This window comes from Actinoplanes sp. NPDC051537, from assembly GCF_055586105.1.
Genome location: NZ_JBVJIU010000027.1, coordinates 25104 through 45123, shown reverse-complemented (window position 1 = coordinate 45123; position 20020 = coordinate 25104). Strand labels below are relative to the sequence as shown.

Sequence of the window (20020 nt, the reverse complement as noted above, 5' to 3'; positions counted from 1 at the left end):
AGGTGCCCGTGAAGCATCAGCGAAGAGCCGCGTCCGCTGCGACCCTGACCGCCCTGCTCATCTCCGTCGGTGCGCTCCCCAGCCCGGCACAGGCGGCAGGCACCACCCTCACCGTCAACGCCGGGACGGCGATCCGGCCCGTCACCCACGTCGCGTCGGGCGGGCTCTACGGGCTCGCCGAGAACAGCCGGCCGGCCGACGCGACCCTGCTCCCGATCAGGATGAACACCCTCACCCAGCCCGCACCCGGGGTCGGGCAGAAGCCGAACGGGCAGCCGCCCGGCGGCGACGCGCTCAAGGTGGCGCCGCAGGCCGACCGGGTCGGCGGCGCCGAGATCATCCGGATGCCCGACATCTACCCCGACTTCCCGTACAAGTGGGTGAGCTGGGACGACTGGCTGGGCAAGGTCGACACCATGGTCCGGGCGCGGCTGAACGCCACCTCGGTCAGCAACATCCAGGCCTGGGAGATCTGGAACGAGCCGGACTGGACGTGGAACACCGCGGCCGCCGGCTCCTGGAACGCGGGCTGGGTCCGCACGTACCAGCGGATCAAGACCCTCGACGCGGTGACCCCGATCGCCGGACCCGGGTTCTCGAGCTGGAACCAGAGCCTGATGAGCTCGTTCCTGTCCAACGCCAAGGCCGGCAACGCGCTGCCGGACATCACGGTCTGGCACGAGCTGTCGGGACCGTCCGGGATCGCGGCCCACGTCGCCGCGTACCGGGCGCTCGAGAGCTCGCTCGGCATCAGCGCCCGGCCCATCGTGATCAACGAGTACGCGACGACGTCCGAAGTGGACGTGCCCGGGTCGGTGACCAGCTACATCGCGAAGCTCGAACGGGCCGGCGTGCAGTCGGCGCAACGGGCGTTCTGGTACGAGTACGGCACCATGAACGGGCTGGTCGTCAACAACAGCCAGCCGACCGGCACCTGGTGGCCCTACAAGTGGTACGGCGACATGGCCGGCACCATGGTCCAGACGGCGCCGGCCACGCAGACCGGGCTCGACGGCTTCGCGGCCTACGACGGCACCCGCAAGATCGTCAACGCCGTCGTCGGCAACGAGTCCGGCACGAACTACGTGCGCGTCACCGGGCTCTCGGCGCTCGGCGGCTCGGTCTCGGTGACGCTCGAATCGGCGGCCAACTCGGGGCGGTTCACCGCGGTCACCGCGCCCACGGCGATCTCGACCTCGACGTACGCGGTGAGCGGCGGCGCGATCACGGTGACCGTCCCGAACATGGACGCCGGGCGCGCGTACCACCTGGTCGTCCAGCCGGCCAGCGGGGTGCCGGCGTACCAGCAGCGCTACGAGGCTGAGAACGCGTCGGTCTTCCGGGCCTCGCGGCTCTCGGCGTCGAGCGCGTCGAACGGCGGCTACGTCGGGCGGATCGACAACACCGGGGACGCCCGGACGGACTCCTACGTGGACTTCGTCGTCAACGTGCCGGCCGCCCGCGCGTACACGATGACCGTCGGCTATGCCAACGGCACCGGGGCGACCTCGACCCAGGGGCTGGCCTACAACGGCGGCGCCTGGAGCACGGTCAGTTACCCGCCGACGGCCGGATGGGGCGTCTTCGGGTCGACCGTGGCCGTCAGCGTGACGCTCCGCGCCGGATATAACGTGATTCGTCTGGCAAAGGGCGCGCCGTCGTTCGCCGGCGGCACCGGCTACGCCGAACTCGACTACATCCAGCTGACCTGACGTCGTGGGGGGGGGGGGGGGGGGGGGGCCCACCCCCCCCCCCTCCCCCCCCTCCCCCCCCCCCTCCCCCCTCTCTCCCCCCCCCCCCCCCCCCCCCCCCCCCCCACGCCCTTGATCGCACGGTACGTTGCAGGGATGCACCGGCCGCGCATCGCCACCATCCGCGACGTCGCCGCGCTCGCGGGCGTCTCGGTCGGCACGGCCTCCAAGGCGCTCAACGGCCGCGGCTCCCTGCGCGCCGACACGGTGTCCCGCGTCCGCCAGGCCGCCGAGCAACTCGACTTCCACCCCAACCCGGCCGCCCGCAGCCTGCACGCCGGCCGCACGTACACGGTCGGCATGATCACCACCGACACCATCGGCCGCTTCAGCATCCCGTTGCTGATCGGCGCCGAGGACACCCTCGGCGCGGGCGAGATGTCGGTCCTGCTGTGCGACGCCCGCGACGACCCGATACGAGAACAACACCATCTGCGTACGCTGCTGGGCCGCCGCGTGGACGGGATCATCGTCACCGGCCGCCGCGCCGGCACCCGCCCGCCGCTGGCCGCCACCGCCGGCGTGCCCGTGGTCTACGCCTTCCTGGCCTCGTCGTCTCCCGAGGACTGCTCGGTGGTCCCCGACGAGACCGGCGGCGCCCGCCTCGCCGCGGACCACCTGCTCACGGTCGGCCGCCGCCGGATGGCCGTGATCACCGGCCCCGAGCACCACCATTCCGCCCGCGTCCGCGCCACCGCCGCCGCCGACCGCCTGGCCACGGCGTTGGTGGTCCCCCCGCTGTACGGCGAGTGGAGCGAGGCGTGGGGCCGCCAGGCGGTAGGTCTGCTGCTCGCCCAGTCCGTGGACGTGGACGCCCTGATCTGCGGCAGCGACCAGATCGCCCGCGGCGCGGCCGACGCGTTGCGCGAGTCCGGCCGCCGTGTCCCCCAGGACGTGGCCCTGGCCGGCTTCGACAACTGGGACGTGATCGCGCTGGCCAGCCGGCCGCCGCTGACGAGCATCGACATGGACCTGGAGGGCCTGGGCCGCACGGCGGCCGAGTTCCTGCTGAAGGCCATCGAGGGCAACCCGTCGCCGGGAGTGCACCCGCACCCGGCAAAGCTGGTCATCCGCGACTCGACCGTTCCCGCCTGAGCCCGGGCGCCCCCGCTATGGGGGTCGCGCTCTCGATCGTCGCCGTCACGTGCGACACACCCGCTTCTGGCATCCTAGGAGGCTAGGCTGAATGCCTCTCGCGCGCCGATAGCCGGGCGTCCGCTGCTTCTGGCGTCGCGCGGGGACGTCGGGCGCGGCGCGGACCCGGCGGGCGCGTATCGGTGAGCAGAGCTACAGGTCCACGGGCCACGCAGGCGCAACGCCGAGCCGACGGGCCCAGCGCACGAGCCTGGCCGCGCCGTCCCGTGGCCGGGCACCCTTCAGCCTCAAACCCGCCGCGTAGCCGCGTCACCCGTGCCTTGGCGGCCCAGACCAGCCCAACAACCCACCGTCAGATGACCGCTTGAGCGTCAGACACCACCGAGCACCACGGGACCGCCCCGCCCAGCCCAGCCCCGCCCGCCCCGCAAGTCCACGCAGGCACAACCGCGCCACCCCGGCGAGCCAAGCCCCACCGCACTAAGGAATGAAGAGTTTCTGCTCGTAGCGCGCACAAACTCTTCACTGCTTACGAGGAGGACCGACCGCCGAACGGATAATTGCCCCAAATCACCACCGCGGCCGGCCCGCCAAGCGCCGTCAGGCATAGACCGTGTCATGGCAGTCCCACCCCGGGCCCACTATCGACCCCGCAAAGGACCGCATCAGGCCAGAAGCCACCGATCATGGCGTCACGGCAGACCCCGCCCTCCACTGGGGGTTCCCCCGCCGATCATTGTGGCGGAAACGGGCGACAACCTGCGTGGACGGCCGTTGAGAGTGTGGATAACCAGCCGTTGTGGACAACGACCCACCACCACGCCAACTGTGCTAGCCGAGGGCGACATCCGCCGGTAAGCACGGCCGCCGCGTCCCCAACTCCAGCCGCGAGCGCAGACCCGCCGGCACCACCAGATCCGTCGCCCGATGGCCGGGTAGGGACGGCTACGACCGCCATCCGCACATCAAACGGCCAACCCCGGACCACAGCAGCCGACGCCCGGCCGCGACGTGTCCGACGGGCGTTCACCAACCACAATCGCCCGGCACCCGGACCACCCCGCCCCCAGATCAGGTGCGCAACCCCCGGACGACTGGTCCCGCCGCGACGGCACGAAAGGCGGCACGAAAGGCGGCACGAAAGGCGGCACGAAAACGACACCGACGCGAAGACACGAAAATGCCCGGCACAAGAGGCCGGGCGGGAGAGAGAAACAGAGAGCGGACGACGGGATTCGAACCCGCGACCCTCACCTTGGCAAGGTGATGCGCTACCAGCTGCGCTACGTCCGCGTTGAGGAAAACCATACCGGATGCGCGTTGAGCTTCGTGCACGGGCTCTGCCAAGCTTCCCCCGTGGTGACCAACTTCCCCGAGCTGGGTGAGACCGACGACGAGCTGACCGCCTCCGCCTTTCCGATCCTCGAGGCGGACCGGTTCGGCCGGGCCGCCGACTACGGCACGCGGCACGAGGTCAAGGCCGGCGACATCCTCTTCGACGTCGGCGACGAGGACTGCGACCTCATTCTGATCGAGGCCGGCGCCATCGAGGTGGTCCGGACGCCGACCGCGACCGCGCCCGAGGAGTTGTTCCTCACCGCGCACGCGGGGCAGTTCGTCGGGGAGATGAACCTGCTCACCGGGCAGACCCGCATCCTGTCGGCGCGGGTTGCCGCCGACGGCGCCGTGCACCGGATCGGGCCGGAGGCGTTCCGGCTGCTCATGGCCCGTGACACCGAGCTGAGCGACCTGCTGCTGCGTGCCTTTCTGGCCCGGCGGCTGCTGCTGGCCGAGCGGTCCGGCCGCAATCTCGAGGTGATCGGCGACGGCGCGAGCGGCGCGGGGATGGCGCTGGAGACGTTCCTGTCCCGGCAGGCCGTGCCGCACCTGTGGCTGGAGCCGGACTCGGCCGAGGGCCGGGCCACGATGGCGGACGAGGGCCTCACCGGCGCCGATCTGCCCGCCGTCGTCACCCCGCGCGGCACCCTGCGGTCGGTTAACACGGGCATCCTGAGTCAGCACCTGGGGCTGACTTATCGCCGTACGCCCAAGGGGGTCGCCGATCTGACGATTGTCGGCGCCGGACCGGCCGGCCTGGCCGCGGCGGTCTACGGCGCGTCGGAGGGTCTGGAGACGCAGCTGCTGGACGCGGTGGCGATCGGCGGGCAGGCGGCCGCGTCGTCGCGCATCGAGAACTACATGGGCTTCCCGTTCGGGCTCAGCGGCGCGGCGCTGACCGGGCGCGCGGCGGTGCAGGCACTGAAGTTCGGCGCGCACATCGGCAGCCCGTGCGGGGTCCGATCGCTGCGATCGGCAACCGACGGGCATGTGGTGACGCTGGTCGACGGCACCGAGATCGCCACCCGTACGGTGCTGATCGCGACCGGCGCCGCCTACCGCAACCTGCCGCTCGATCGGTGGGCCGACTTCGTGGGGTCGGGCATCTACTACGCGGCGACCGACCTCGAGGCGCAGGCGGTGGCGGGACTGCCGGTCACCGTCGTGGGCGGGGCGAACTCGGCCGGGCAGGCGGCGATCTATCTGGCCCGGCGGGCCGGCCAGGTGACTTTGGCGGTACGGGGTGACGACCTGTACAGCAAGATGTCGAGCTATCTCGTGGACCGGATCCTCGCCGAGCCGCGCATCGAGGTGCGGACGGCGACCGAGGTCACCGCGCTGCACGGGACGCACCGCCTGGACGAGATCACCCTGTCGGGGGACGCCGTTCCGTGCGGCTGTTTCGGCCTGTTCTGCTTCATCGGCGCGACCCCGGCCACCGACTGGCTGCCGGGCATCGCGGTCGACGCCAAGGGCTTCCTGCTCACCGATGTGCAGCTGGGCGAGCGATGGGCCGGTACGGGACGAGCGCCGCTGCCGTTCGAGACCAGCATCCCGGGGGTGTTCGCGGCCGGCGACGTGCGCTCGGAGTCGATGAAGCGGGTCGCGGCCGCGGTCGGCGAGGGCGCCAGCGCCGTCCGGTCGGTGCATCAGGCGCTGGCGATGCTCCCGCGCGCTTGATCGACCGAGGGCGGGTAGCATCTGGCGAATGCCGAACGACCCCACCATCCGGTACGAACCGGCCGATCCCGACGGCCTGGTGGTTGCCGCCCTCGCCGGCGAGCTCGACCTGGACCGTTCCGACGACGTCCGGGACAGCCTCGCCGCGGCGGCCGCCGTGCCCGGGTGCCGCTACCTGCGGGTCGACGTGAGCGAGCTGGCCTTCATCGACTCGTACGGGCTGGGCGCCCTGGTCAGTGCCCGCAACAGCGCCGCCGCCAAGGGCGTGACGCTGACCCTGGCCGAGCCGTCCCCGCCGGTCCGCAAGGCCATCGAGGTGACCGGTCTGGGCCACGTCTTCGGCCTCTAGAGGGCGCCCTCGGGGCGGCTGAGCCACTCGGGGAAGGTCATCGCGCCGAGGCGGGCCTTGTCGTCCCGCGGGACCAGGGACTTCTCGGTCAGCTTGGTGCCGAAGTAGCCGGCCTCGGGGTCGTCGACCACCTTGCGCTGGTCGTAGGTGGCGTCGAGGAACCGGCGCAGGAACGACGCCATCGTCCCCGACTCCGGCCCGGCGATCTCGATCGTGCCGTTGAGCGGCGCGCCCGCGACCACGTCGGCCAGGATCGCGGCGACGTCGGCGGCGGCGATCGGCTGGAACTGGGCCGTCGCGCCGTGCACGACGCCGTCGACGGTCGCGAAGTTCGCGATCATCTCGAGGAACTCGTAGAACTGCGTGGCCCGCACGATCGTGTACGGCACGCCGCCGTCCTTGATCAGCGACTCCTGGGCGACCTTGGCCCGCAGGTAGCCGCTGTCCGGCAGCCCGTCCGCCCCGACGATGGTGACCGCGACGTGGTGGCCGACGCCCGCCTCCTTCTCGGCGGCCAGCAGATTGGCCGTCGAGGTGGTGAAGAAGTGCAGCACCTCGTCGTCGCCCCAGACCGGCGCGTTGGTCACGTCGACCACCACGTCGGCCCCGGCCAGCGCGCCGGCCAGCCCTTCGCCGGTGACCGCGTTGACGCCCGTGCTCGGCGACGCCGCGACCGCCTCGTGACCGGCCTCGGTGAGCAGCTTGCGCAGCTTGGTGCCGACGAGCCCCGTACCCCCGATGACGACGACCTTCATGTTTCCCCGCTCCTAACTCGGATATCTCTTGTCCGGAACTCTACTCGGACAAGGACTGTCCGAGTCAAGTAGGGTGTGACCATGAAGATGTCCGGCGGGGTCGAGTGGGCCCTGCACTGCGCCGTGGTGCTCACCGCCGCCGAGAGCCCGGTGCCCGCCGCCCGGCTGGCCGAGCTCCACGACGTCTCGGGGTCGTACCTGGCGAAGCAGCTCCAGGCCCTCTCCCGGGCCGGCCTGATCCACTCGGTGCAGGGCCACGCCGGCGGTTACGTGCTGTCCCGGCCGCCGTCCGAGATCACCGTGCTCGACGTGGTCGAGGCCGTCGACGGCCCGTCTGCCGCTTTTGTCTGCACCGAGATCCGGCAGCGGGGACCGCTGGCCACCCCGCCCGAGGCCTGCCTGCGGCCGTGCCCGATCAACCGCGCGATGACCGCCGCCGACCAGGCGTGGCGCGCGGCGCTGCGGGCGGTCACGATCGACGGCCTGGCCGGCCAGGTGACCGAGGACTCCGGCCCCGGCGCGCTGCTCGGCGTCCGCGACTGGCTGGCGTCGTAGGAAGTCTCAAGCACGACCCCCGCCCGCCGATCACCACGGTCGACCCCTCGGGAGCGGGCCGGCAGAGCAACTCATCGGCACCCCCGCGGGCACTTGGCGCGCACCGCACGCCCTGGAATCTCTTTCCCATGCCCGGCCGACAACGGCCGGACAACGCGGGGGAGATTGAATGTTTCGCAAGTCCGTGCACTCGCTGGCCGCCGTGCTCGCCGGTTTCGGCGCCGTCCTCGGTGGGGCCGCAAGCGCCGCCCAGGCCGCTACGCCGTCGACCGTCGCGCCGAAGACCGGCTGTGTGACCGACGCGAAGCTGGTGCCGAGCTGCAACGTGCTGTGGGGCGCCGCCGCCGGCGGCTTCACCAAGGCGCCGCGCGACCAGGAGCTGCGGACCTGGGAGAAGCTCAGCGGACGCACCTCGACGATCTTCCACACGTACCACAAGGGTGACGAGAAGTTCCCGACCGCCGCCGAGATCAAGATGACGCAGGACCCGGCGCACCCGCGGGTGCTGCTGCTGAACTGGCGCGTCGAGTACGGCTCGACCTGGGCGAACGTGGCCGCCGGCAAGCTCGACAAGCGGATCGACGCGTTCGCGGCCCGGCTCAAGGCGACCTACAACCAGAAGTTCTTCCTGGTGCTCAACCACGAGCCCGAGGACGACGTCCGCCCGAACGCGGGCTCGGGCATGACCGCCAAGGACTTCCACAACTCGTTCCGCCACGTCATCGAGCGGCTGCGGGCCAAGGGCGTCACCAACGCGGTGAGCGTCGTGGCCTACATGGGCAACGAGAAGTGGATGGCGCAGTCCTGGTGGAAGGACCTCTACCCGGGTGACGACGTCGTCGACTGGGTCGGCCTCGACTCGTACGTGAGCGCCGAGCAGGGCTACTACCACCACGGCATGTTCGGCGACCTCCTCGACCGTCGCGCGCCCAACGGCGCCGGCTTCTACGACTGGGCCGTCCGCAACCACAAGGGCAAGCCGATCATGGTGGCCGAGTGGGGCGCCTACCACCGGGTGGGCAAGGTCGTCGACAAGTCGGCCCAGTTCAACAGCGTGCTGCCGGAGCTGGCCAAGCGCCCCGCGATCAAGGCGATCGTCTACTTCGACACGAAGAAGGACGCGTTCGGCGACCGCGACATCAGCATCAACAGCTCGGCCCGCAGCCTCGCCACGTTCCGGACGCTGGCGGCGAGCCCGCTGTTCAACGTCCAGGTCCGATGACCTGAGAACGAGCCGCCCGGCGATCATGCCGGGCGGCTCGTCCCGTTTCAGAACGAGAGCCAGGCCAGCGAGAACAGCCCGGCCACCACGCAATAGACGGCGAACGGGTTCAGGGTCCGGGTCTCGAAATACCTGGTCAAGAACTTCACCGAGACGTACGCCGCGACGCCCGCGACCACGCTGCCGACCAGCACCGGGCCGAGCACCCCCCGGGCCGAGGGCGCCGCCAGCTCGGGCAGCTTCAGCACCCCGGCCGCCGCGATCACGGGCGTGGCCAGCAGGAACGCGAACCGGGCCGAATCCTCGTGGTTCAGCCCGCGCAGCAGCCCGGCCCCGATCGTGGCGCCCGAGCGGCTGATGCCCGGGAACAGCGCGAGGATCTGGGCCGCGCCGATCAGCAGCGCCTGCGCCCAGCTCTGCCGCGCCAGCCGCGCGTCAGGGTCGGCCGCCGCCGGCGCGTATGGGTAAGCAGAGCGGTACGGCCCAGCCGGCGCGTCTGGGTGAGCAGAGCGATCCGCCCCCGCCGGCGCGTATGGGTAAGCAGAGCGATCCGCCCCCGCCGGCGCGTATGGGTAAGCAGAGCGGTCGGCCCCCGCCGGCGCGTCTGGGTGAGCAGAGCGATCTGCCCCCGCCGGCGCGTCTGGGTGAGCAGAGCGATCCGGCCCCGCCGGCGCGTATGGGTAAGCAGAGCTCCCGACGCCAGTCCGGCGGTCGGGATCAGTGGCAACGCGGGCCCAGGACGGCGCGATCGTCGCGGCCGCGCGGCGCCGGGCGCGCACCCGCTCGACGGCCGCCAGCATCACCCCGTTGACGATCAGGAAGATGGCCGCGGGCACGGGCCGGCCCAGCGCCGTGCGGATCGCGTGTTCCAGCGCGAGCCCGGCCAGGCCGACCGGGATGGTCGCCGCCACCAACAACCAGCCGAGCCGCTGGTCGGCCGTCGTGATCGAGCGGGTGCGCACCGACGAGATCAGGCCGCGGATCACGCGTACCCAATCGGCTCGGAAATGCCAGGCCAGGGCCACCGCCGTCGCCACGTGCACGGCCACCACGAACGCCAGATAGGGCGACTTGTCGGCGGTCAGGCTCAGGTCGCGCGCCCAGCGGCCGCCGATCAGGGCCGGCAGCAGGACGCTGTGGCCGAGGCTCGACACCGGGAACAGCTCGGTGACGCCCTGCAGGAGGCCGATCACGATCGCCTCGGGGTAGGTCAGGGTGGGGTCGCTCATGGCGGCCGAGCCTCGCAGCGTGCTCCTAAGAGTTTGCTGAAAGCGTCACCGGCAGCTCGTCGAGGCCGAAGACGATCGAGGCCTTGCGGAACTTCAGCTCGGCGGGCGGGACGGCCGGCGCCATCGCCGGGAAACGGCGAACCAGGGCCGGGTACGCGATCCGCAGCTCCATCCGGGCCAGCTCGGCGCCGATGCACCGGTGGATGCCGAAGCCGAACGCCATGTGCGAGCGGCTCGGCGCCCGGGTCGGGTCGATGAGGTGCGGGCCGGGACCGATCAGGTCGTCCCGGTCGGCGCCGCTCAGCGAGCAGATCACCACGTCGCCGGCCCGGATGTCGGCGTCCCCGACGCGTACGTCCCGGATCGCCACCCGGGGGAACGCCACCTGGACCACCGTCAGATAGCGCAGCAGCTCCTCGACCATCGCGTCGACGCCGACGCCCTCGCGCATGCGCGCGGCCATCTCCGGGTTGGTCATCAGCACGAGCGCGCCCAGCGCGAGCATGCTGGCCGAGGTCTCGAGGCCGCCGGTGAGCACGCCGTCGGCCAGCCCGGCCAGCTCCTTGTCGTCGATCTCGTCGCCGTGCGCGCGGATCAGCGAGCCGAGCAGGCCCTCCCCCGGCTCCCGGCGCTGCTGCTCGATCAGGCCGCCGAGGTAGGCGAGCGACTCCCCCACCGCGTCCAGCGAGGCGCCGGTGCCCTCGGCCAGGTCGAACCGGGCGGTGCTCAGCTTCTGGAAGTACTCGCGGTCCGCGTACGGGACGCCGAGCAGCTCGCAGATGGTCAGCGCCGGGATCGGCAGCGCGAACTCGTGCCAGAGGTCGGCCGTGCGGCCCGGCAGGGCGGCCATCGCGTCCAGCCGGCCGGCCACGATCGCCTCGATCCGCGGCTGGAGACGGGCGAGCCGCCGCATGGTGAACTCGGGCGTCAGCACCTTGCGCAGCCGGGTGTGCACCGGCGGGTCGGCGAACCCGAGGCCGCCCGGGTCCTGGCCGATGCCGATGCCGACCCGGTCGGCGAACTTGCCGAAGTCGTTGCTGTAGCCGTCGACGCTGCCCAGCACGGCCCGGACCGGCTCGTAGCCGGTGATCAGCCACGCGCGGATGCCGAACGGGACCGACAGCCGGCTGACCGGCCGCTCGGTGCGCCACTGCGCCATCTGCGGGACCGGGTCGAGCCCGTCCCGGTGCAGCGGCCACAAGATCTTGTCGGGCAACATGGACAGCCCGGCGTACGGCCCGATCCCGCCGGCGAAACGCCGCGCGACGAGCCCCAGCACCTGAGTCCGCATCGCGGACACCAGCGACGTCATGCCCACCGGTTCCTCCACCGCTTCGGCCGATTGGTTCGGAGCATGATCACACGGCCACCTTCGAGCTCGCGTGTGGCCCTCGATGAAAATCGTCACTCACGTCGCATAGACGGTTGCATTGCGTACTGGAAGTATCGACGCATGGTAGCCGCCGATGGCTGACATGCCGCACGCCGGGCCGGACCACGATCCCTGGACCGTGGCACTGTACGCCGCGGGCCAGCCCGACGCGCCGATCGGCGCCGGCGTTCTGGTCGACCGGCGGCGGGTCCTCACCTGCTGGCACGTGGTCGACGGGAAACGGCCGCTGACCGTGGCCTTTCCCAAGTCGGGCGGCCCCCGGGAGGCCCGCCGCGCGGTGACCGAGGTGCGCGGCCACCCCGGCGAGGACCTCGCGATGCTCGAGCTCGCCGAGCCGGCGCCGGCCGAGGCCCACCCGGCGCCGCTGCGCTCCCCCGAACCGCGCGCGCTGAAAGGCAACCATTGGTGGTCGTTCGGGTTCCCGCGGGACTCGCCGCTCGGCTCGGAGGCGCACGGCCGGGTCGGTGGCCCGCTCTCCTACGGCAGTGTCGGGCTCGAGCGACTGTCCCGCTATCCGGTGACCCCCGGCTTCAGCGGCGCCGGCGTCTGGTCGGCCGACTACGGCGCGATCGTCGCGCTGGTCGGCACGGCCCGCACCGGCGGCAACAACCCGGGCGACGCCCAGGCGATCACGCTGCACCGGATCGAGCGGGCGCTGCCCGACGAGAAGCTGAGCGAGCTGACCGCGTGGACGGTCGCGGCGGCGGGCGAGACGGCGCTCGCGGCCTGGGGCTGGTCGCTGCGCGAGGACGTCGAGGCGGCGCGGCACTGGCAGCCCCGGGCGCGCGGCGTGTCGATCAACACGGAGAGCGGCTACCGCTTCCGCGGCCGCGGCCGGGCGCTGGCGACGATCGTCGGCTGGCTGACCCGCGACCGGCCCGATCCCCGCGTCCTGGTGGTGACCGGCTCGCCCGGGGTCGGCAAGTCGGCGGTGCTCGGCCGGATCGTGACCACCGCCGACCGGGAGGTGGCCGGGGAACTGCCCGCCGACGACCACAATGTGCGCACGCCGCTCGGGTCGATCGCCTGCGCCGTGCACGCCAAGGGCAAGACCGCCCTCGACGTGGCCGTCGAGGTCGCCCGGGCCGCCTCGGTGCGGATCCCGCGGACCGTCGGCGACCTGGTGCCGGCGCTGCTCGACCGGATGTCCCACGACCGCGAGCGGCACCGGTTCAACCTGGTGGTCGACGCCCTCGACGAGGCGGTCAGCCCGGCCCAGGCCCGGGTCGTGGTGAAGTCGCTGCTGGTGCCGATGGTCCGGCAGTGCGCCCGCTACGGCGCCCAGGTGGTGGTCGGCAGCCGCCGCACCGACGACGGCGGCGACCTGCTGCGGGCGTTCGGGAACGCGGCGGTCGTCGACCTCGACCGGCAGGAGTACTTCACCCTGCGCGACCTCACCGACTACGCCCAGGCGACCCTCGCGCTGCTCGGCGACGAGCGGCCCGGCAACCCGTACGCGGACCCGGCCGTCGCCGGCCCGGTGGCCGGCCGGATAGCCGAGCTCGCCGAGCCGAACTTCCTCATCGCCGGCCTGATCGCCCGCTCGCACGGCATGTACGACGCCGAGGCCGTCGACCCCGATGCCCTGTCCTTCACCGCCACCGTCGACCAGGCGCTGGCCGAGTACCTGCGCCGGCTGCCGGAGATCGGCGGGGTGCCGGCCACCACGGTGCTGACCGCCCTCGCGTACGCCCAGGCCCCGGGTTTCTCGATCGACCTCTGGCAGGTGGCGCTCGAGGCGCTCGACGTGCACGTCCCGCGGGAGGCGCTGACCGCGTTCGCCGGCTCGTCGGCCGCGAACTTCCTGGTCGAGTCCAGCAACGACGCCGGCGTCCCCCGCTACCGCCTGTTCCACCAGGCGCTCAACGACGCGCTGCGGCGGGGTCGCAGCGACGAGCGGGCGCTGGCGGCCGCGTTCATCGGCCACGGCCGCGAGGGCGACGGGGGCTGGGCCGGGGCGGACGACTATCTGCTGCGGGCGCTTCCCGCGTACGCGGTGCGCGCCGGCATGGTCGACGCGCTGCTGCTCGACGACGGGTTCCTCCTGCACGCCGACCTGCCCCGGCTCACCGCGCTGGCCGGGCAGGCCACGACGCCCGAAGGGGTGGCACGCGCCCGCATGCTCCGCCTCACGCCGCGCGCCGTGGTGGCCCGGCCGGCCGAGCGGGCGGCGCTGTTCGGCGTCACCGCGGAGATCGAGTCGCTGCCGACCACGTTCGCCGCCCGGCGCGGCCTGCCCTACCGCATCCGCTGGGCCGACGTGACCCGCCGGTCGGACTACGGCGCGCTCGAGGGCTATCCGGGCGCGATCCGCTCGGTCTGCCCGATCACCGTCGAGCACCGGCCGCAGCTGGCCACCGTCGGCGACTTCCCGTTCGTGCGCCTGTGGAACCCGGCCAACGCCACCCACCGGAAGCTGGCGCTGGAGCCGGACCGCTTCCTGGCCGTGTGCGCGGTCCCGGACGGCGAGCGCGACCTGATCGCCGCGGCCGGCCGCCTGGGGCGGATCTGGTTCGTCGACCCGGCCGACGGCAGCCACGTCGGCACGCTGGCCGGACCCGTCTCGGCGGTCCGCGCCCTCTGCGCGCTGTCGGTCGGCGGCCACGTCTGCGTGGCGGCCGGCAGCGACGACGGCATGGTCCGCCTCTGGCGGCTCAGCGATCCCCGGCCCCGGGCGTTCCAGGCGCACGCCGGCCCGGTCCGCACCCTGTCGGTGGTCCGCAGCGGCGGCCACGACCTGCTGATCACCGGCGGCGACGACCACGCCGCCCGGGTGTGGAACCCGGAGACCAGCGTCCTGCTCCGCAACTACGACAACCACTTCGACATGGTCCGCGCCGCCTGCCCGATCACGGTCGGCGGCCGCCGGCTGGTGGCCGCCGCGAACAGCCACGAGGTGCTCGGCTGGCCGCTGGGCCGCCCCCAGGACGCCCTGACCCGGGACCGCGACCTGAACCGGCTCGGCCGGCACGTGGACACCGTCCGGGCGATGACCACGATCGACGGGGACGGCGGCACGCTGCTCGCGGCCGGCGCGGCGAACGGCTCCGTGCGGATCTGGGACTTCGAGGGCCGCAACAGCATTCTGCTCAGTGCGCACACCGCCGCGGTCAACGCCCTCTGCCCGGTCACGATCGACGGCCGGGAGTACCTGGCGACGGTCAGCCAGGACCGGACGGCCCGGCTGTGGGACCTGACGACGGCGGAGGTGGAACGTGGCGGGCGCGGCGGGGTCACCGCCGCCTGCCCGGTCCGGGTCCGCCGCCGGGACCTGGTCGCGATGGCCGACGACCGGCGATCGATCCGGATCGTCGACGTCGAGACCGGCGCCGAGACGGCGTCGGTCAAGGCCCTCAACGAGACCGTGACCGGGCTGTGCACGGCGAGCGCGCCGGGCGGCGGCGACGCGCTGGTGTCGGTGGCCGGCTACGGGCTGATCCAGACTTGGGATCCGGTGCACGGCCGCAAGCTCACCCACCACATCCGGATGGATCCGCCAGTGCGGGCCCTCTGCTCCTATCCGGACGCCGACGGCCGCACGGCGATCGCGGCCGCCGCCAACAGCACGACGAAGCTCTACACCTTCCGGACCGACACCGGGAAGAGCACGTCACGGCGCATGGGCGGGTTCCGGATCGCCGACGAGCTGTACGACCACCTGCGCGCCATGCGCCTGATGCGCCCGATCGGGGGCGGCGGCGCGCCGATCCTGGCCACCGCCGGCGACGACGGCGCGGTGGGGCTGTGGACCGCGGGCGGCCGGCAGGCCCGGCTCCTGCGCGGGCACCAGGGCGGCGTGCTGGCGATGACGACCGTGCCGGCCGGCCCGGAACCGCTGCTGGTCACCGGCGGCGAGGACCAGACGATCCGGCTGTGGGACCGGGCCGCCGACGCCTCGGCGGTGCTGGCCGGGCACGTCGACCGGGTGACCACCCTGTGCCCGGTGACGGTCGGCGACCGGCTCATGCTCGCCTCCGGCAGCCAGGACCGGACCGTCCGCGTCTGGGACCTGGAGACCCGGGCGCTGGCACTGACCATCCCGGTGCACTACCCGGTGGTCGTCTGCCTCGAGGTCGCCGGCCTGCTCTTCGTCGGGCTCTCGGCGGGCTCGCTGGCCCTCGACCTCAACGCCGGCCGCAACGAGCTCGCGCGCTTCGGCCACGTCTAGGGCCGGGCCGGTCCTACCGGTGCTGCACCCAGAGGTTCTCCTCGACGTAGACGCCGCGGTCGCGCTCGCGGTCGATGTGCACGAGGTTGAGGGCGTCCGGCACCACGTAGTCGCGGGTGGCCGGGAAGACCAGGCCGGTCCAGGTCTCCCACTCGGCGACCGAGCCCTCGATCACCATCGAGCGGGCGGCGGTCGTCAGCACCCGGGCGCCCATCCGCTGGTGGGTGCGGATCCACGGGTCGATCGAGAGGCCGTCGTCGCGGGTCCAGCCGGCGTACTCGTCCATGCCGACGATCGGGTAGCGGTGCTTCCAGGTCGGCCGCAGCGGCGCGATCACGTGGCCGAGGCCGTCCTCGGCGGCGCGGCGGGTCAGCTCCCCGAGCACCACGGTCGCCAGGCCGCGCTTGTCGTGCCCGGAGCCGACGGCGGCGGCCATGAAGCTCAGCGTGGTCGGCGCGACGCCCGCCTCGCGGCCCTCGACGGCGCGGACCAGCGCCTCGTCGTAGCCGGACGGCAGATCGGCGACCTCGCCGTCCCAGGCGAGCGGCACGCCCCAGCCGCCGGCCACCACGGCGCCGTCGTCGAGGACCATGATGTCGTAGCGTCCGAAGTGCTCCTCGACGCGGCTCAGGTACTTCTTGGGCACGTCGTCGTGGAAGATGAACTCCGGCCAGCGCTCCCGGAAGACGGCCGACGCCATCTCGTGCAGGTCCGGCCGGTCCCCCCGCGTCACGATCTCCACGACGGACAAGGTATCGCGGATCGTGAGTGCTTCTCAGGCGCGGGGCCACGCGAACACGGCGACGATCAGGATCGTGCCGAGCAGCCCGCAGGCCAGGCCCACCGTCGTCGCCAGGGTGCTGCGGCGGCGTACCCGGTAGAACTCCCCGATGGTCGCCACCCGGGCCGCCGCGTCCCGCAGCTCCTTGAGCCGTGCCGCCCGCACCGACCGGGCGTCGGGGTTGGGCACGCTCGCCAGCGCGGCCAGCGTGACCTCCTCGACGATCATCGACTGGCGCAGCGCGGTCAGCGTGGTGATCGCCGTCGGCAGGTAGAGGTCCTGCTGCCTCTCGACGATCTCCCGCCACCGGCCGAGCGCGCTGTTGCCGTCGGCCTTCTGCAGGTCGGCGAGCGAGACCGAGGTCGGCCGGATCACCATCAGCACCAGGAACAGCGTGGTGCCGAGCAGCACGATGCCGGCCGCGCCCGCGGCCAGGGCGATGCCCGGGGGCCGGTGCTGCCCGAGGTCGGCCAGCGGCGACGTGCCGACCAGCACGCCCAGCGACGCGCCGATGACGGCGGACAGCCACTTCGCCGAGTCGCGCAGCCGGTCGCCGGCGGCGCTCCAGTAGTCGTGCGCGCCCGCCAGCGGCGCGCCCGCGCCCGCGTCCTGCCCGAAGCTGGGCGACCAGGCCGGCCAGATGGTCTCCTCGGCCGGGTCCCACGGCTCGTCCCCCGCCCGTACCTCCCGGAGGATGGCGCCCTCCGGCCCCGGCCGCAGCGTCACCTGCCACCGGCAGGTGCCCTCGGCGGCGGTGCCGGTGGACGTGTCGAGGTGCTGCTCCACCTTGTCCCAGTCCATCGCCCCGGACGCTACGCGGGCGGCGCCCCGCACCGGGCACGGTAGCCGGAATCCGACATCGGGCCGTGAGATTCTCGCCGGGAGGGCCCCGTCGGCCGGAAGTTTTGCGCCCTGTGGTGGGATGCTCGCACTTTTCGGTTCCGCCGCTCCGAGGTAAACGAGCAATGAGCTTCAGCTGGACGGCCGTGCCGTTCGAGACACCGGCCGACGCCGCGCACGGCGAACGGATCCAGGACGAGCTGCGCAAGCGCCTGGTGCTGCCCGCGTCGCCGATCCCCCGGCCGGCCACGGTCACCGGCCTGGACATCTCCTACGCGGTCGGCAGCCGGCGCGCGGTGGCCGCCGCGGTCACGATCTCGGTGGACGACCTCTGGGTGCGGGAGGTCGCGGTCGCGGAGGGTTCGATCACCTTCCCGTACGTGCCGGGCCTGCTCGCCTTCCGCGAGCTGCCCCTGCTGCTGGAGGCCGTCGGCAAGCTGAAGAACCGTCCCGAGCTGGTGGTGTGCGACGGCTACGGGGTGGCGCATCCCCGCCGCTTCGGGCTCGCCTGCCACCTGGGCGTGCTGCTGGACGTGCCGGCGTTCGGCGTCGCCAAGACCGAGTTCATCGGCACCTACGCCCCGCCCGGCCCCCGCCGCGGCGACTGGGCGCCGTTCCACGAGAACGGCGAGATCCTGGGCCGCAGCGTCCGCACCCAGACCGAGGTCAATCCCGTGTACGTGTCGGTCGGCCACCGCATCGGCCTGGCCGACGCGACCGAGCTGGCGGTCGCCCTGAGCGCCAACTTCCGGGTCCCCGAGCCGACCCGCCAGGCCGACATCATCTCCCGTCAGGTGCTCCGCGACACCTGGCGCGGCCTCGACTGACGCTCTAGGCGAACTTCGTCCACTGCCCCTCGGAGACCACCTCGACCGCTCCGTCGGCGACCACGATCGCCGTCTGTTCGTCGATGGCGTAGGCCGGGACGCCGATCCCGGCGGCCCACCGCTCGGCGTCGTCCGGACCGTTGCCGGGGAACGCGTTCAGGTGCGGGAAGATCGCGAAGTCGACGACGCCGAGCGCGCGGTCGTCCGGCGCCGACGGCCACTCGACGAAGTACTCCCCGACCCGCGGCGTCATCACCATGCTGCCGGCGCTGACGCCCACCCAGACCGCGCCGGGCAGCGAGGGCAGCAGGTCGGCCAGCCCCGACTCCCGCATCCAGTGGCAGAGGTACGTCGTGTCGCCGCCGTCGACCAGCAGCACGTCCGCCTCGCGGACCCACGGCACCCAGCGCTCCGCCCCGATCGAGGGCAGCGCGGTGAGCTCGAGGACACCGAGCGACGCCCAGCCCAGGCCGGACAGGTGCTCGAATCCGGGCCCGGCGGCGACGAAGCCCCGCACCGAGGCCGGACCGCACGCCGGGTGACCCCACTGCGCGGTCGGCACGCAGAGGGCGTGGCACTCGGCGATCGGCTTGCCGAGAAGCCGCACGAGCGCCGCCTGGATGCTCGGGTTCGTGACGCCGCCGGACGTGAGCAGAAGCTTCACCGGGCCTCCCATCGATCGACTGGCCGGCGTCGATCGTAGCCGGGCACACGGAACGCCGGCAGCCCAGCGGGCGGCCGGCGTTCCGGTCGATCAGAACCGATCAGGCCCGCGTCCACTTCTGGTTCGAGCCGCCGGTGCAGTCCCACAGCTGGAGCTGGGCGCCGTTGGCGGTGTTGCGGTCCTTCACGTCGACGCAGCGGTTCGCGGAGACGTTCACCAGGTCGCCCGCGGCCGACAGGGTGAAGCGCTGCACCGGGTTGCCGTTGCAGGTGACGAGCTGGATCGGCGTGCCGTTGGCGAGCGCGCCGCCGGCCGGGTCCATGCACTTGCCGAGGGCGCGCAGCGTGCCGTCGCCGCCGGCGGTCCACTGCTGGGCGGCCGTGCCGTTGCAGTCGTAGGTCTGCAGCCGGGCCCCGTCGACCGGGTTGGCGCCGGGGATGTCGATGCAGCGGCCGCTGAGGCTGGACTTGAGCGCGTTGCCGCCGCTCGGCGGCGGCGTGGTCGTCGACGTGCTGACGTGCACGTAGTCGATCAGCATCTTGCTCTCGGCCGGCAGGCCGGCCGGGTTGCCCTGGCCGAAGTTGCCGCCGACGGCGAGGTTGAGGATGACGAAGAACGGGTGGGTGTAGACCCAGCTCACGTTGCCCTTGGCCGCCTGCAGCGAGGCCGGGGTGGCGCGGAAGTACTCCTGGCCGTCCACGGTCCAGACGATCAGGTTCGAGGACCAGTCCACGGCGTAGTTGTGGAAGGCCTGGTACCAGGGCGAGCCGGCGAGCAGCTGGCCGCCGAACGCGTTGCCGCCGGAGTAGCCGGGGCCGTGCAGCGTGCCGTACAGCCGGTTGGGGTCCCGGCCGACGACCTCCATGATGTCGATCTCGCCGTCGGCCGGCCAGTTGCCGCCGCCGAGCATCCAGAACGCGGGCCAGAGGCCGGAACCGTTGGGGACCTGGATGCGGGCCTCGATGTGGCCGTACTGCTGGGTGAACTTGCCGGCGGTCTGGATCCGGCCCGAGGTGAACTGGCAGGTGCCGTTCCAGCAGTCGTTGTGGCCGCCGCTGCCCTTGCGGGCGGTGATGACCAGGTGACCCTGGCCGTCCATCGCGACGTTGCTCGTGCCGCTGGTGTAGTACTGCAGCTCCTGGTTGCCGAAGCCGCTGCCGCCGGTGTCGAAGTTCCACTTCGACGTGTCGACGCCGGCGCCGGCCGCGCCGTTGAAGTCTTCGTTCCAGACGACGGCCGCCTCGGCCGTGTCACTGCGGGAGGCGACGGTGAGACCGGCGCTCAGGGCCACCACGACGGCGGCCGCCGCGATGAGAAATCGGGACTTGCGCATGGGGGATTCCTCCGGGGAGAGGGTTAATGCGCAACAGTCT

General features: G+C 72.7%; 15 protein-coding genes and 1 tRNA gene. 8 read left to right on the top strand and 8 right to left on the bottom strand.

The genetic code is table 11. The annotated features are described in order from the left end of the window. Positions 1-8 precede the first annotated feature (8 nt). Both ACZ6TB_RS44380 and ACZ6TB_RS44375 read left to right on the top strand, forming a co-directional pair. Entirely contained in the window at positions 9-1712 is a 1704-nt protein-coding gene (locus ACZ6TB_RS44380) for a carbohydrate-binding protein (RefSeq protein ID WP_465566483.1), read from the top strand. Positions 1713-1847: 135 nt separating this feature from the next. Next, positions 1848-2846, top strand: coding sequence for a LacI family DNA-binding transcriptional regulator (locus ACZ6TB_RS44375; protein ID WP_465566480.1), 999 nt, complete (start codon positions 1848-1850; stop codon positions 2844-2846). A gap of 1220 nt (positions 2847-4066) precedes the next feature. Here the strand turns inward: ACZ6TB_RS44375 and ACZ6TB_RS44370 are convergent. After that, positions 4067-4139, bottom strand: a tRNA-Gly gene (locus tag ACZ6TB_RS44370). A gap of 63 nt (positions 4140-4202) precedes the next feature. On the opposite strand from ACZ6TB_RS44370, the gene ACZ6TB_RS44365 reads away from it, so the two are divergent. Both ACZ6TB_RS44365 and ACZ6TB_RS44360 read left to right on the top strand, forming a co-directional pair. After that, positions 4203-5864 carry an FAD-dependent oxidoreductase gene (locus ACZ6TB_RS44365; protein ID WP_465566478.1) on the top strand — a complete coding sequence of 554 codons (1662 nt, stop codon included), beginning with the start codon at positions 4203-4205 and terminating at the stop codon, positions 5862-5864. Positions 5865-5892: 28 nt separating this feature from the next. Then, positions 5893-6213 carry an STAS domain-containing protein gene (locus ACZ6TB_RS44360; protein ID WP_465566475.1) on the top strand — a complete coding sequence of 107 codons (321 nt, stop codon included), beginning with the start codon at positions 5893-5895 and terminating at the stop codon, positions 6211-6213. Here ACZ6TB_RS44360 and ACZ6TB_RS44355 read toward each other — a convergent pair. Continuing rightward, positions 6210-6968, bottom strand: coding sequence for an SDR family oxidoreductase (locus ACZ6TB_RS44355; protein WP_465566473.1), 759 nt, complete (start codon positions 6966-6968; stop codon positions 6210-6212). The genes ACZ6TB_RS44360 and ACZ6TB_RS44355 overlap by 4 nt on opposite strands. 81 nt (positions 6969-7049) lie before the next feature. Between ACZ6TB_RS44355 and ACZ6TB_RS44350 the strand changes: the two genes are divergently transcribed. After that, positions 7050-7523 (top strand): RrF2 family transcriptional regulator, encoded by a 474-nt coding sequence (locus ACZ6TB_RS44350; RefSeq protein WP_465566470.1) that lies wholly within the window; start codon positions 7050-7052, stop codon positions 7521-7523. A 169-nt stretch (positions 7524-7692) separates the two neighbouring features. After that, positions 7693-8745: a glycoside hydrolase family 26 protein gene (locus ACZ6TB_RS44345; RefSeq protein WP_465566467.1), complete on the top strand. Its 1053-nt coding sequence runs from the start codon at positions 7693-7695 to the stop codon at positions 8743-8745. 47 nt (positions 8746-8792) lie between these two features. Here ACZ6TB_RS44345 and ACZ6TB_RS44340 read toward each other — a convergent pair whose 3' ends face one another. Both ACZ6TB_RS44340 and ACZ6TB_RS44335 read right to left on the bottom strand, forming a co-directional pair. Next, entirely contained in the window at positions 8793-9974 is a 1182-nt protein-coding gene (locus ACZ6TB_RS44340) for an undecaprenyl-diphosphate phosphatase (RefSeq protein WP_465566464.1), read from the bottom strand. A 25-nt stretch (positions 9975-9999) separates the two neighbouring features. Then, positions 10000-11286 carry a cytochrome P450 gene (locus ACZ6TB_RS44335; protein WP_465566462.1) on the bottom strand — a complete coding sequence of 429 codons (1287 nt, stop codon included), beginning with the start codon at positions 11284-11286 and terminating at the stop codon, positions 10000-10002. Between the two features lie 154 nt (positions 11287-11440). Here ACZ6TB_RS44335 and ACZ6TB_RS44330 point away from each other — a divergent pair, with 154 nt between their 5' ends. Continuing rightward, positions 11441-15535, top strand: a complete 4095-nt coding sequence (locus ACZ6TB_RS44330) for a trypsin-like peptidase domain-containing protein (protein WP_465566459.1) — start codon at positions 11441-11443, stop codon at positions 15533-15535. A gap of 13 nt (positions 15536-15548) precedes the next feature. Here the strand turns inward: ACZ6TB_RS44330 and ACZ6TB_RS44325 are convergent, their stop codons facing one another. Both ACZ6TB_RS44325 and ACZ6TB_RS44320 read right to left on the bottom strand, forming a co-directional pair. After that, the gene (locus ACZ6TB_RS44325) at positions 15549-16277 is read right to left on the bottom strand and encodes a hypothetical protein (RefSeq protein WP_465566457.1); all 729 of its coding nucleotides are present in this window, start codon (positions 16275-16277) and stop codon (positions 15549-15551) included. A 33-nt stretch (positions 16278-16310) separates the two neighbouring features. After that, positions 16311-17117 (bottom strand): hypothetical protein, encoded by an 807-nt coding sequence (locus ACZ6TB_RS44320; protein WP_465566454.1) that lies wholly within the window; start codon positions 17115-17117, stop codon positions 16311-16313. 164 nt (positions 17118-17281) lie between these two features. Between ACZ6TB_RS44320 and ACZ6TB_RS44315 the strand changes: the two genes are divergently transcribed. Continuing rightward, the gene (locus tag ACZ6TB_RS44315; protein WP_465566452.1) at positions 17282-17983 is read left to right on the top strand and encodes an endonuclease V; all 702 of its coding nucleotides are present in this window, start codon (positions 17282-17284) and stop codon (positions 17981-17983) included. Positions 17984-17987: 4 nt separating this feature from the next. Here ACZ6TB_RS44315 and ACZ6TB_RS44310 read toward each other — a convergent pair whose 3' ends face one another. Next, the gene (locus ACZ6TB_RS44310) at positions 17988-18647 is read right to left on the bottom strand and encodes a Type 1 glutamine amidotransferase-like domain-containing protein (RefSeq protein WP_465566449.1); all 660 of its coding nucleotides are present in this window, start codon (positions 18645-18647) and stop codon (positions 17988-17990) included. Between the two features lie 100 nt (positions 18648-18747). Continuing rightward, the gene (locus ACZ6TB_RS44305) at positions 18748-19980 is read right to left on the bottom strand and encodes a ricin-type beta-trefoil lectin domain protein (RefSeq protein WP_465566447.1); all 1233 of its coding nucleotides are present in this window, start codon (positions 19978-19980) and stop codon (positions 18748-18750) included. Between the last annotated feature and the right edge of the window lie 40 nt (positions 19981-20020).

Coding starts and splice junctions, on each gene's coding strand:
- ACZ6TB_RS44375 (WP_465566480.1), top strand. CDS start 1,848: ATGCACCGGCCGCGCATCGCCACCATCCGCGACGTCGCCGCGCTCGCG.
- ACZ6TB_RS44360 (WP_465566475.1), top strand. CDS start 5,893: ATGCCGAACGACCCCACCATCCGGTACGAACCGGCCGATCCCGACGGC.
- ACZ6TB_RS44355 (WP_465566473.1), bottom strand. CDS start 6,968: ATGAAGGTCGTCGTCATCGGGGGTACGGGGCTCGTCGGCACCAAGCTG.
- ACZ6TB_RS44350 (WP_465566470.1), top strand. CDS start 7,050: ATGAAGATGTCCGGCGGGGTCGAGTGGGCCCTGCACTGCGCCGTGGTG.
- ACZ6TB_RS44345 (WP_465566467.1), top strand. CDS start 7,693: ATGTTTCGCAAGTCCGTGCACTCGCTGGCCGCCGTGCTCGCCGGTTTC.
- ACZ6TB_RS44340 (WP_465566464.1), bottom strand. CDS start 9,974: ATGAGCGACCCCACCCTGACCTACCCCGAGGCGATCGTGATCGGCCTC.
- ACZ6TB_RS44335 (WP_465566462.1), bottom strand. CDS start 11,286: ATGACGTCGCTGGTGTCCGCGATGCGGACTCAGGTGCTGGGGCTCGTC.
- ACZ6TB_RS44330 (WP_465566459.1), top strand. CDS start 11,441: ATGGCTGACATGCCGCACGCCGGGCCGGACCACGATCCCTGGACCGTG.
- ACZ6TB_RS44320 (WP_465566454.1), bottom strand. CDS start 17,117: ATGGACTGGGACAAGGTGGAGCAGCACCTCGACACGTCCACCGGCACC.
- ACZ6TB_RS44315 (WP_465566452.1), top strand. CDS start 17,282: ATGAGCTTCAGCTGGACGGCCGTGCCGTTCGAGACACCGGCCGACGCC.
- ACZ6TB_RS44305 (WP_465566447.1), bottom strand. CDS start 19,980: ATGCGCAAGTCCCGATTTCTCATCGCGGCGGCCGCCGTCGTGGTGGCC.